At 65.9% G+C, this 12590-nt stretch carries 10 protein-coding genes; 6 read left to right on the plus strand and 4 right to left on the minus strand.

Translation table 11 applies throughout. The features are described 5' to 3' along the window. The first annotated feature begins 22 nt into the window (after nt 1-22). Nucleotides 23-1822, plus strand: coding sequence for a translation elongation factor 4 (lepA, locus tag RXV90_RS05385; RefSeq protein ID WP_316647390.1), 1800 nt, complete (start codon nt 23-25; stop codon nt 1820-1822). A 132-nt stretch (nt 1823-1954) separates the two neighbouring features. Continuing rightward, entirely contained in the window at nt 1955-2875 is a 921-nt protein-coding gene (locus tag RXV90_RS05390) for a trypsin-like peptidase domain-containing protein (RefSeq protein ID WP_316647392.1), read from the plus strand. 264 nt (nt 2876-3139) lie between these two features. On the opposite strand, the gene RXV90_RS05395 is transcribed toward RXV90_RS05390, so the two are convergent. Together RXV90_RS05395 and glyA are read right to left on the minus strand one after the other, a co-directional pair. Then, complete coding sequence (locus RXV90_RS05395) at nt 3140-3886, minus strand: alpha/beta fold hydrolase (protein WP_316647600.1); 747 nt, start codon at nt 3884-3886, stop codon at nt 3140-3142. Nucleotides 3887-3902: 16 nt separating this feature from the next. Further along, the gene (glyA, locus tag RXV90_RS05400) at nt 3903-5195 is read right to left on the minus strand and encodes a serine hydroxymethyltransferase (RefSeq protein WP_316647393.1); all 1293 of its coding nucleotides are present in this window, start codon (nt 5193-5195) and stop codon (nt 3903-3905) included. Nucleotides 5196-5373: 178 nt separating this feature from the next. On the opposite strand from glyA, the gene RXV90_RS05405 reads away from it, so the two are divergent. Next, nucleotides 5374-6141, plus strand: a complete 768-nt coding sequence (locus RXV90_RS05405; protein WP_316647394.1) for an NAD kinase — start codon at nt 5374-5376, stop codon at nt 6139-6141. A gap of 170 nt (nt 6142-6311) precedes the next feature. Here the strand turns inward: RXV90_RS05405 and RXV90_RS05410 are convergent, their stop codons facing one another. After that, nucleotides 6312-6779, minus strand: coding sequence for a type II toxin-antitoxin system PemK/MazF family toxin (locus RXV90_RS05410; RefSeq protein WP_316647601.1), 468 nt, complete (start codon nt 6777-6779; stop codon nt 6312-6314). A 394-nt stretch (nt 6780-7173) separates the two neighbouring features. Between RXV90_RS05410 and RXV90_RS05415 the strand changes: the two genes are divergently transcribed. Genes RXV90_RS05415 through RXV90_RS05425 form a run of 3 tightly spaced genes read left to right on the plus strand, consistent with a single transcriptional unit; the run spans nt 7174 to nt 11266 of the window. Continuing rightward, nucleotides 7174-7737 carry a LemA family protein gene (locus RXV90_RS05415; RefSeq protein WP_316647395.1) on the plus strand — a complete coding sequence of 188 codons (564 nt, stop codon included), beginning with the start codon at nt 7174-7176 and terminating at the stop codon, nt 7735-7737. Nucleotides 7738-7739: 2 nt separating this feature from the next. Beyond that, nucleotides 7740-9677, plus strand: a complete 1938-nt coding sequence (locus RXV90_RS05420) for a DUF2207 domain-containing protein (protein ID WP_316647396.1) — start codon at nt 7740-7742, stop codon at nt 9675-9677. An 11-nt stretch (nt 9678-9688) separates the two neighbouring features. Continuing rightward, nucleotides 9689-11266, plus strand: coding sequence for a GMC family oxidoreductase (locus RXV90_RS05425; protein ID WP_316647398.1), 1578 nt, complete (start codon nt 9689-9691; stop codon nt 11264-11266). A gap of 6 nt (nt 11267-11272) precedes the next feature. Here RXV90_RS05425 and RXV90_RS05430 read toward each other — a convergent pair whose 3' ends face one another. Next, a complete protein-coding gene (locus RXV90_RS05430) occupies nt 11273-12550 on the minus strand; it encodes a tetratricopeptide repeat protein (protein ID WP_316647399.1) in 1278 nt (425 codons plus the stop codon). Nucleotides 12551-12590 lie beyond the last annotated feature (40 nt).

Below are 12590 nucleotides of genomic sequence, written 5' to 3' on the forward strand. Positions count from 1 at the left end.
GTTCCCCTCCATATCCTCGCCCATGACCGAGCTTTCGCATATCCGCAATTTTTCCATCGTCGCCCATATCGACCACGGGAAATCCACCCTGGCCGACCGGCTCATTCAGCTCACCGGCACGGTGGCCGAGCGGGACATGAAGGATCAGCTTCTCGACGCCATGGATATCGAGCGCGAGCGCGGCATCACCATCAAGGCCAACACGGTGCGGATCGAATACCCCGCCCAGGACGGCCAGACCTATATCCTCAACCTGATCGACACGCCGGGGCACGTGGACTTCGCCTACGAGGTGTCGCGCTCGATGCAGGCCGTCGAGGGCTCGCTTCTGGTGGTCGACGCCTCCCAGGGGGTCGAGGCGCAGACGCTCGCCAATGTCTACCAGGCGATCGACGCGGATCACGAGATCGTGCCGGTGCTGAACAAGATCGATCTGCCCGCGGCGGATGTGGATCGCGTGGCCGAACAGATCGAGGACGTGATCGGTATCGACGCCTCCGACGCGGTGCAGATTTCGGCGAAAACCGGCCTCGGCATCCCCGATGTGCTGGAAGCCATCGTCACCCGCCTCCCCGCCCCGAAGGGCGACCGCGACGCGCCGCTGAAGGCGATGCTCGTCGACAGCTGGTACGACGCCTATCTGGGCGTCGTCGTCATGATCCGCGTGATCGACGGGGTGATCCGCAAGGGCGACCAGATCCGCATGATGCAGACGGGCGCGAAGTACGGCGTCGACAAGCTCGCCGTCCTGAAGCCCGAGATGAAGGATATCCCCGAACTCGGCCCCGGCGAGATCGGCGTTCTGACCGCCTCGATCAAGCAGGTGCGCGATACCCGCGTGGGCGACACGATCACCCATGACAAGAAACCCACCGCAAAGGCGCTTCCCGGCTTCAAGCCCGCGCAGCCGGTGGTGTTCTGCGGCCTCTTCCCCGTCGACAACGCCGAATTCGAGGATCTGCGCGAGGCGATCGAGAAACTGGCGCTGAACGACGCGAGCTTTTCCTACGAGATGGAAACCTCCGCCGCCTTGGGCTTCGGCTTCCGCTGCGGGTTTCTCGGGCTTCTCCATCTCGAGGTGATCCGCGACCGGATCGAACGCGAATACGATATCGACCTGATCACCACCGCGCCCTCGGTGATCTACCACGTGCATATGAAGGACGGCACGATGCGGGAGTTGCACAACCCCGCCGACATGCCCGACCCCACCACCGTCGCCCATATCGAGGAGCCCCGGATCAAGGCCACCATCCTCGTGCCCGACGATTACCTGGGCGATGTGCTGAAACTCTGCCAGGACCGGCGCGGGATCCAGGAGGATCTGACCTATGCGGGCGCCCGCGCCATGGTCGTCTACGATCTGCCCCTGAACGAGGTGGTGTTCGATTTCTACGACCGGCTGAAATCGGTGACGAAGGGCTACGCCTCCTTCGACTACCAGATGCACGGCTACCGGCAGGACAACCTGGTGAAGATGCAGATCCTCGTCAACGACGAGCCGGTGGATGCGCTTTCCATGATGGTCCACCGCGACCGTGCGGAAATGCGCGGCCGGGCGATGTGCGAGAAGCTGAAGGATCTGATCCCCCGCCACATGTTCAAGATCCCGATCCAGGCGGCGATCGGCGGAAAGGTAATCGCGCGCGAAACCCTGTCGGCCCTCCGCAAGGACGTGACCGCGAAATGCTACGGCGGCGACGCGACCCGGAAGAAGAAGCTGCTGGAGAAGCAGAAGGCGGGCAAGAAGCGGATGCGGCAGTTCGGCAAGGTCGAGATACCTCAAGAGGCATTTATTAACGCCCTGAAGATGGACAGCTAAGCTGTCCATCTTCAGGGCGAGTGGGCGAAAGCGATTGGCCGTAGGCCAATTGCGGGCCCACACAGTTCGTTGGAGCAAAGAGTCTCTGTCGATATCATGCAGGACACTTGCCTCAACCGCGGAGACTGGGATTTGGCGCGAGATCCAAAAACTGAAATTAAGACAGATTTATCTCGCCGCATGATGTGGCGAGACTATCACAAAATTACAGACACGGTATTTCCACTGACCATGCGTCGTATTTTCGACGATAGCTCAGAGCACGAAAAACACAGCATAGGCACTGGCTTTGGAATATTTTCCTACAGCCATCGTTGCTGGTTTCTTGTAACAAACTTTCACTGCCTCTCTGGAATGGATCTAGATGGTGGACAGATTGGCTCATTCTTTCCGAACTTTGTTGATATTGAGTTTAGGTTTTCAACCCCGTCAGAACGCGAGGGTTTTGTACTAATTTCATCATGCAAATTTCGTTACAGGCTACTTGATGGAGGGGAGAATGCCAATTTTTTCCATCTAGCCTCTGAAGCAGAGAGCAACTTGAGAGGTGATTTGGCAATTCTCCCGATCAAGATGCCGGATCAAGTCCCCGACGTCGGAGGTTCGCGAATACACCGTGACCACAACGCCTTCGGATTTCTTGATTCACAACCTCACATCAACGTCACCGATGAGTGCTTTGTTGTCGGCTACCCACGCGGAATGCGTGGTGATGGGCGTGTCCCGATATGGAAGCGGGCTTCAATTGCGTCAGAACCAAACAACACTTACGCTGGAGATAACAAATTTCTTCTGGACACTGCTACTCGAGAAGGCATGTCGGGATCACCGGTAATACTAAGAAAGGGAACTTACAAGGTTTTAACCGAAGTTCCGTCACGAGTTGAACTTGAACACGAGGACTATTTGATGGGGGTTTATTCCGGACGCATTGGCGAAGACGAATTAGGTGTACAATTAGGTTGCGTATGGCCAGTGGATCTTCTGAGGTACTTGTTGGCGAGAATTCCCGAAGATCCGCTCGTCGCAGAACCAAGCTTCGTCTATGACTAGCTCGCTCCAGGCGTTTCCTTTTTGTGAACGCCAAGTTTCACACTTAACCTAGGAAACACTTTCATACGTAATTTCACTCACTCTCCCCAGCGCGAATAGCGGCGCAGCCGCCGCGCCATCGCCAGACCGTCCCCCGGGCTGGCGATATCTCACCGCCGGGCGCACCGCCCATACGTCGTCCGGGGCCGCGGGGATAAACCAAGCCGCTCACATTCCGGATCGCCACCCCACGGTCTGGCGCTGCCGCGGCTCATCCCCCGGCCTCTACCCCATCCCCCCCAGAAACGCCCTTACCGCCGCCTCGAACTCCCGCGGCTTCTCGGCGTGAAGCCAGTGCCCCGCCCCCGGGATCTTCGCGAATTTCGCGTTGGGAAAGAGCGTCTTGATCCGCTCCCGGTGTTCCGGCCGCACGTAATCGCTCTCGGCCCCCGACAGAAACAGCGCCGGCCCCTCGAACACGCCCCCGAGATCCCCGGGAAACCCGATGATCCGGTCCATCTCGCGCGCCAGCACGTCGAGGTTCAGCCGCCACCGCCGCCCCTTCACGTCAAGCGACTGCAAGAGGAACGCCCGCACGCCCTCCTCCGGCACGACACCGGCCAGTTGCCGGTCAGCATCCCCCCGCGTCTCTACCCGCGACAGATCCACGCCCCGCATCGCCTCGATATACTGGATCTGCGTGTGCGAATACGCCACCGGCGCGATATCGGCCACGATCAGCCGATCCACCCGCTCCGGCGCCGTCAGCGCCAGCACCATCGCGGCCTTGCCGCCCATCGAATGGCCCACCACATGGGCGCGCCCCCCGATCGCCTCCGCCAGATCGGCGGCCATATCCTCGTAGCCATGGCTTTCGGCCCAGGGGCTTTGCCCGTGGTTGCGCATATCCACCGCCGTCACGGTGAAGGCATCGCTCAGCCGCCTGACGATCACGCCCCAGTTCCGCGCCGACCCGTAAAGCCCGTGCGCGATCAGAACCCGGGGGCCCGACCCTTCCGTCACGCTGTTCAGCGCAAGCGCGATCGCCCTACCCCCCGTAGATCGGGAATTTCCTGCACAGATCCAGCACCTCGGCCTTCACCGCCTCTTCGGCCATCAGGTCGCCCTCGCCGGCGGTCTTCGCCAGCCCGTCGACCACCCGCACGATCCACGCGCCGATCTGGCGGAACTCGGGCTCGCCGAAGCCCCGGGTCGTCCCGGCGGGCGAACCAAGGCGGATGCCGCTCGTGATCGTCGGCTTCTCGGTGTCGAAGGGAATGCCGTTCTTGTTCACCGTGATATGGGCCCGGCCCAGCGCGGTTTCGGTGGCGTTGCCCTTCACGCTCTTGGGGCGCAGGTCGACGAGAAGAAGGTGGCTGTCCGTGCCCCCGGTGACGATATCAAGCCCGCCCTCGACAAGCGCGGCGGCCAGCGCCTGGGCGTTCTTGATCACCTGTTCCTGGTAGCTCCTGAACTCGGGGCGCAGCGCCTCGCCGAAGGCCACGGCCTTCGCGGCGATCACGTGCATCAAGGGCCCGCCCTGGATGCCGGGGAAGATCGCCGAATTCACCTTCTTCGCGATCGCCTCGTCATTCGTCAAGATCATGCCGCCGCGCGGGCCCCTTAGCGTCTTGTGCGTCGTCGTCGTCGCCACATGCACATGCGGGAAGGGCGAAGGGTAGACGCCCGCCGCGATCAGCCCCGCGTAATGCGCCACGTCGGCCAGAAGCCAGGCCCCCACGCTGTCGGCAATCTCGCGGAAGCGCGCGAAATCAAGCTGGCGCGGGATGGCCGATCCGCCCGCGATGATCAGCTTCGGCTGATGTTCCTGCGCCAGATCCGCGATCTGGTCGTAATCCACATCCAGCGTATCCTCGCGCACGCCATAGGGAATGGCGTTGAACCACTTGCCCGACTGGTTGGGCTTCGCGCCATGGGTCAGGTGCCCGCCCGCGTCGAGGCTCATGCCCAGGATCGTGTCGCCGGGCTGGATCAGCGCCTGGAACACGCCCTGGTTCGCCTGGCTTCCCGAATTCGGCTGCACATTCGCGAACCCGCAGCCGAACAGCTGCTTCGCCCGCTCGATCGCCAGCTCCTCGGCGATATCGACGAACTGGCAGCCGCCGTAATAGCGCCGGCCGGGATAGCCCTCGGCATATTTGTTCGTCAGCACCGAGCCTTGCGCCTCCAGCACGGCGCGGCTCACGATGTTTTCCGACGCGATCAGCTCGATCTCGGTCTGCTGGCGTTCGAATTCCTTCTCGATCGCCCCGAAAAGCTCGGGGTCGCGGGACGACAGGGGCTCGGTGAAGAAACCGGCATCGCGATGGGGGGCGTTCATGGCGTCACTCCTTGGGAGGTCTGGGCTCGCGCCGCTATATCGCGGATGGCGGGGTCGCAAAAGGGGCGAATCCGACGCTTTGGCACGCCCCGCCGCCCCGCGCGGGTTGCCAATCCCGGGCGAAGGGGCAAAGACTTGGGGCCAGACGACGGGGCCTCTGCCCCTCGGGGAGAGGGACATGCCGGGCGCCACATCCATCACCTTCCGCGCCAGCGAAACCGAGACGGCGCAATCCGCCCTCGCCCGCCTCACGGCGCGCTACGGCCAGGCCGATCCCGACCGGGCGGATGTGATCGTGGCGCTGGGCGGCGACGGCTTCATGCTGGAAACGCTGAACGCCACGATGGATCGCGACACGCCGGTCTACGGCATGAACTGCGGCACCATCGGCTTCCTGATGAACGAATTCGACGAAGACGGGCTGATCGAACGCCTCTCTGCGGCGGAAGAGGCGGTGATCAACCCGCTCGCCATGCGCGCCGTCACCACCGACGGCACGGTGCACGAAGGGCTCGCGATCAACGAGGTCTCGCTTCTGCGCGCGGGGCCGCAGGCGGCGAAACTCCGAATCTCGGTCGATGGCCGGGTGCGGATGGAAGAGCTTGTCTGCGACGGCGCGCTGCTCTCCACGCCGGCGGGCTCGACGGCCTACAACTATTCCGCCCACGGGCCGATCCTGCCGATCGGCTCGGGCGTTCTGGCGCTGACGGCGGTCGCGGCCTTCCGCCCCCGCCGCTGGCGCGGGGCGATCCTGCCGAAGGCGGCGCATGTGAAGTTCGAGGTGCTGAACCCCGCCAAGCGCCCGGTCATGGCCGACGCCGACGGCCGCCCCGTCCGCGACGTCGAAACCGTCGAGATCCGCAGCGAACCCGAGATCCGCCACCGCATCCTCTTCGACCCGGGCCACGGGCTCGAGGAACGGCTGATAAGGGAGCAGTTTGCGTGAGGGGGGCGTCCGGAAGTCCGGCCACCCAGCCAGAAAAGCAAAGGCCCCGCCGGAGCGGGGCCTTACAGCGCTGGCCTGCAGCTTGCTTTCGCCGCCTCGGCCAGCGGCCCCTGGTGGGGTCTTAATGCGGATGACAAGAGCAGAGCCGCCACGCGAAAGAATATAGGCAGTCATATGTGCTTTGTCAAAGTTGAGAGACCGAGACCATGCAGAACGCAGCGCTGCACCTGCGCGAAATCCGCATCGGAAATCGTGCTCTTCTGATAGATCCGCGAGCCATCCAAGCGCTTGCCCAACCTCAACAAATCCACTCGATGCCATCCAACGGTGCAAACCATGTCGCCTTTCACCCATCGCTCGATATCCCCCCATTCCTTGGGCATCTCGAACCCTGCGCGAAACTTGTAGTGATAGGGCATCACCTTTCCCTCCTCGGGATCGGTGGTGCTCAACGGAACCACGGTGCAAAGGCCGGGTCGATTGCGGATCGCGGGCGAAAGAACGACCGCCAGTCGTCGTTTGACCATCTCGGGCGGAACGAAACCGGGCTCGAACCGAACCGTTACAATCGATCCCCGGGAGGGATGGTAGGTAAGAGCCACGCAAGTTCCCTGGTTTGACGACGGGACTTCTCCCATAGCGAAATAAAGGGCCGGCACAAAGCCGGCCCATCCAGTGCAGGGAGGAAACGAAACAGGATCAGAAGACGATGGCCGTGGCCTGCCCCAGCGCCGTCTGCAGGACGAGGCCGAAGTAGAAGACCGAATACATCGCGGCCCCGGCCGAAATCACTTTGAAGGCGGTGCTGGCGGTCATCGGTGCTCTCCACGGTATCGAAACAATCTGTCCCCACTTTGCCGATTCGCGCCCCTCGCGTATGTAATCCGCCTCACATTTGCCACATTTCCCGCCCCACGGCCCCCTTTGCGGATCCCGCGCCACAGCCGCCCGCTTCTTGCCGAACACGGTGGCCCGCCCCCCCGAACCTCCGCTAAACTCGCGCCGAACAACCCGAAGTGGGAGCCCCCGCCCATGCTGACGACCCTCCTCGTCCTTCTCGGCCTCGCCGCCCTGATCGTCCTTTACGGCATCGTCCTCTACAACGCCCTCGTCCGCGCCCGTCAGATGGTGCGCGAGGCCTGGAGCGGGATCGACGTGCAGCTCAAACGCCGCTCCGATCTGATCCCGAACCTGGTCGAGACGGTGAAGGGCTACGCCGCCCACGAAAAGGATGCGCTGCGCGAGGTGACGGAAATGCGCACCCGCGCCGCCGCCATCCCCGAAGGCAACGTGGCCGATCGCGCGGCGGCCGAAGGCATGCTGTCCCAGGCGCTGGGCAAGCTTTTCGCGGTGGCCGAGGCCTATCCCGACCTGAAGGCCAACGAGAATTTCCGCGATCTCCAGACGTCGCTCGAAACGCTGGAAAGCGAAATCCAGATGGCGCGGCGCTATTACAACGGCTCGGTCCGCGAACTGAACGTCAAGGTCGAGGCGTTTCCCTCGAACCTCGTGGCCAACCGCTACGATTTCCAGCAGGCGGAATATTTCGAACTCGAGGATCCCGCCGACCGCGCCCTGCCCCAGGTCGCCTTCTGAACGTGACGCTTCGCCCCGCGCTCCTCTGGCTTGCGGCCAGCCTCGCCTGGCTTGTCCTCGCCCTCCCCGTGCTCGCGGCGGAAGAGATCCTGTCTTTCGACAGCCTCGTAGAGGTTCAGGAAAACGGCGATTTCCTCGTCACCGAAACCGTCCGCGTCCGGGCCGAGGGCAAATCGATCCGCCGCGGCATCTACCGCGATTTCCCCACCACCTTCACCGATCGGGGCGGGCAGGTCGCGAATGCCGGGTTCACCGTGCTCTCCGCCACCCGCGACGGCGCGCGCGAAACCTTCCGCCTCGAAAAGCGCAGCCGCTTTTCCCGCGTCTATCTCGGGCGCTCGAACGTCTTCCTCGATCCCGGCGTCTACACCTATGTGCTCACCTACCGCACCGACCGGCAGGTGCGCTTCTTCGACGGGCGGGATGAGATCTACTGGAACGCCACCGGCACCGAATGGGCCTTCCCGATCCTGAACGCCACCGCCACGATCCGCCTGCCCGCCCCCGGCGCGGTGGAGGCGACGGCCTATACCGGCCCCTACGGCTCCGACGCGCAGAACGCCCGCTGGACGATCTCGAACGACCTCCGCGAGGTCACGTTCGAAACCACCGCCCCCCTCGCGAAACGCGAAGGGCTGACCGCCGTCGTCGCGGTCGAAAAGGGCGTGATCGCCGCGCCCACGGCAGAACAGCTGCGCGCGTGGTTCCTGCGCGACAACCGGGGCCTCGTGATCCCCGCCCTCGTGACGGCCGTGGTGTTCCTCTACTACCTTTTCGCCTGGCGCGCCGTGGGCCGCGATCCGCCGAAAGGCGTGATGGTGCCGCGCTGGGATCTGCCCGAAGGCGTGTCGCCGGCGCTCGCGCATTACGTCTGGAACAAGGGGCTGAAAGGCGGGGGGTACGAGGCGATTTCGGCCGCCGCCGTCAGCCTCGCCGTAAAGGGCTATCTCGAATTCAGCGAAATCGGCGACACCATCACCCTCAGACGCACCGCAAAACCCCAGCGCAACGTCACCTTCCCCGTGGGCGAGGCCGCGATCATGCGCAAGCTGCGGGAAGAAAACGGCACGCTCACCATCTCCGCCTCGAACGGCAAGACGATCGCGGCCCTCGGCTACGCCTTCAACCACGCGATGGAGAACGAACACCGCAACGTCTTCTACCGCACCAACCTGTTCTGGGTGATCCTCGGCATCGTCCTGACGGTCGCTGGCGTCGTGCTGACGGTGGTCTTCGGCGGGTTCGATCCCGACGCGGTGGGCACGATGATCCCCGCGCTGGTCTTCGGCAGCATCTTCCTCTCGGTCGCAATCAAGCTGGTGAAGCGCCTGACCATGGGCCTCACCGGCAAGATCGAGGCCGCCTTCGTCGGCTTCTTCCTCGTCGGGCTCCTGACCGTGGCGGTCGTGGTGGGGCTCGGCCTTCTCTGGCCGCTGGTCGAGGATGCCCGGCCCTTCCTCGCCCTCGTCGGGCTCGCCCTCGTCAACCTCTTCTTCTTCCACCTCCTCGGCGCGCCCACGCCCCTCGGCCAGGAGCGCACGACCGAGATCGCGGGGCTCCGCCACTACCTTTCGGTGGCGGAAGAGGATCGCATGAACATGGCCGGCGCGCCCGAAATGTCGCCCCGCCATTTCGAGAAACTCCTGCCCTACGCCATGGCGCTCGGGGTCGAGAAACCCTGGACGCAAGCCTTCCGGTCCTGGCTCCGTACGGCGGTGGCGACCGGCGCGGTCGCGGGGACAGGCTATTCCCCGACCTGGTACCACGGCGGCCTCGGCAACGGGCGCCTCTTCCCCAGCAATCTCGGCAATCTCACCTCGTCGATGAGCGACAGCTTCACCGCCAGCCTGCCCCGCACCGACAGCTCCTCCTCGGGCTTCTCGGGCGGGGGCGGGTTTTCCGGCGGCGGGGGCGGCGGCGGCGGGGGCGGCGGCTGGTAGGGGCGGCGCGCGTGACGGCGCCCGTTGCCGAAGACGCGGGCGCGCTGTCCGATGGCGAGGTGCTGCGCCCGACGGTCTGCATCATCGGCGCGGGCGCGGCGGGGCTGACGCTCGGCACGGCACTCGCCGAACGCGGCATCCCCACCCTGATCCTCGAAGCGGGGGGCGAACGGCCCGACCGCGCGGGCCAGGCCGCCTGCCGCGCAGAGCGCAGCGGCACGCCCAACCACTCCTACGCCTACAGCCGGTTCCGCGCGCTGGGCGGGTCGACGGTGTTCTGGACAGGCCAGTGCGTCGAACTCGAAGAGGCCGATTTCACGGGCCGCGCCCCCGGTGTGCCCGCCTGGCCCATCGCGAAATCCGACCTTGCCGAAGGCTATGCCCGCGCCGCCCGCCTGCTCGACCTGCCCGAAAACGGCGCGGTCCGTGCCCGGCTCGATCCCGGCGACGCCCTGCCACAGGGGCAGGCGGCGTTGGCCGAAGTCCGCCTCACCGCGGTCGGGAACTTCGCCGATCACCTCCTCGCGCCCGGCCGCCCCGCGCCCCGCATCCTCCTCGGGGCCGCCGTCACCGATCTCACCCTCGATGCCCAGCACCGCCGGGTCGAGGCCGTCACCGCCCGCCTCCCCGGCAACCGCAGCCTCCGCTGCGAACCGGCGCTGACGGTGCTGGCCACGGGCGGGGTGGAAAACGCCCGCCTCCTCCTCGCCGCCAACCGGCAGATGCCGAAGGGCATCGGCAACGGCCACGATCTCGTGGGCCGCTTCTTCATGGATCACGCCTATATGGATGCGGGCGTGGTGTCGGGCACCGCACCAGCCCTTGCCCGCCTCACCATCCCCTCGCTCGCGGCACAGCGGCAGGCGGCAGGCGGCTTCCTTGCCCTGCGCCTCCGGCCCGAAGGCGCGAACGCCGCCGCCGCCTTCTTCACCGAACAGCCCGATTACGTCCTCCACCCCAGGGTCGCCACGGATCAGGGCCAGGCGCTCGCCCGCCTCGCGCAGATCGCGCGCGGCGAACGCTTCCGCGACGCCGACACCTGGGGCGATCTCGCCGCACTGGCCCGGCGGCCCGATCGGACGGCGGCGCTCATTGCCCTCCGCGCTCTCACAGCCGCGCGCGGGGGCCGCCGCACCGCGCTTCGCCTCTTCGCCGAAACGACGCCCGATCCCGAAAGCCGCGTGCACCTCTCCGCGGAACGCGACGCGCTGGGCCTGCCCCGGGCCGCGGTGCACTGGCAGGTGCCCGAGGCCGACAAGGCCGGGCCCGGCCGGCTTCTGGCCGAGATCCGCCAACGCCTCGCGGCAACGGGCACCACGATCACCGGCCCCGGCATCGGGCCGGGCCAGCCCTGGCCCGCCTCCCTCACCGGCGGCAAGCATCACATGGGCACCACCCGCATGGCCGCCCGGCCCGAAGAGGGCGTGGTCGACGCCCAGGCCCGCGTCCACGGCATCGCCAATCTCTACATCGCCGGAAGCTCGGTCTTCCCCACCCCGGGCTGGGCCAACCCGACGCTCACCATCGTCGCCCTCGCCCTTCGCCTTGCCGACCGTATCGCGGACGTCCTCGCCTCGTCCGAGCCCTGAGCGCCCTCAGAACCGCCGCTCGAACCCCAGCCGATAGACAAGCTCGTCATGGCTGAAGGCGGCGGCATCGCTGTCGGTGCGCAGATATCCGATCTCGGCGAAGGGCCGCGCCCCGGGGCCGATGAACCAGTCGGTCTTCTCCACCCGCAGCGACACGCCAAAGCTCCGCTCGTCGGGGCTGTCGACGAAGACCGGGTTCGGATCGGGAAAGTGCTTCCGCGACACGAAGGCCGACGGGGCAAGCCGGATGCCGAACGGCAGGTCGGCGGCCCCGCCGATCCGAAGCCCGATTTCGCGGCTGTCCTCCACGTCCCGCTCGGCATCGACGATCTCGCCGAACAGCCGCAGGTCGACCGACCGGTTGCCGCCGAACGTCCGCCCGACCCCAAGCGTGCCGCGCAGAAACCGGGTGTCCGACCTCGTCAGGCTCGGGTCTTCGGTCACCCCGGCCTCCAGCCGGCCGAAGACCGACCGGCCCCGCCGGTCGCGCCGGTCCGCGGCCAGTTCCAGCCGCAGCTCCCGCTCCACCGTCGCGCCGCCTTCCCGGGTCGTGTCATAGGCCAGGCCGGCGAACGCGGTGCGCCGCGCCGCCGCGAGGCGAAGCCCGGTGCGCAGGCCCAGCGTCCTGTCGTCGAAGCGGCGCCCCGGCGCCTCGATCCCGAAGGCGAAGACCTCGCCGAACCCCGTCACCCGTGACGCGCGGCCCGACAGGCCCGGCACCGCGGCCCGGATTTCGGCGGAAATGTCATAGGCCAGGCCGATCCCGCCCGATCCGCGCCGGTTCAGCACGAAGGGCACCGGCGGCCCGGGGCCCAGATCGGCGAACAGCACGTCCGAGGCATAGCTGCGTCCATCGCCCGCGCGGGTCAGCGCCAGCGACAGATCCCAGTCGAAGCCGCGGCGCGCGTCGATCGCCCGCACAAAGCCCAGCACCGTCTGCCGCACCGGGTCGGGGATGTCGCCCGACAGCACCAGGAAGAACTCCCGCCGCGCCTCCTGCCAGCGCCCGGCGGCGAAATAGGCTCGCGCCAGTTCGAGACGCACCCGCACGAGGCCCGGATCCTCCGCCAGGATCGCGCTGAAGATCGCGATCGCCGCGTCGGGCCGGCCGCCGTCAAGCAAGGTCAGACCGCGCACAAACCGCGCTTCGATGGCCTGCTGCTCCGCCAGGCTCTGCGCCTGTCCCGGGGCGGCCTGACCCCAGAGGCAGGCCGCGACCAGAAGCGCAGCGCAAAGCCGCAGGACCGGTAAAAAGCTTCGGGAATTGATCTGGCGCAATTTCAACTCGACATCCAAGTCTATGATTTGTTTACGAACACTATGC

Source organism: Ovoidimarina sediminis (assembly GCF_032586175.1).
Lineage (GTDB): Bacteria > Pseudomonadota > Alphaproteobacteria > Rhodobacterales > Rhodobacteraceae > Ovoidimarina > Ovoidimarina sediminis.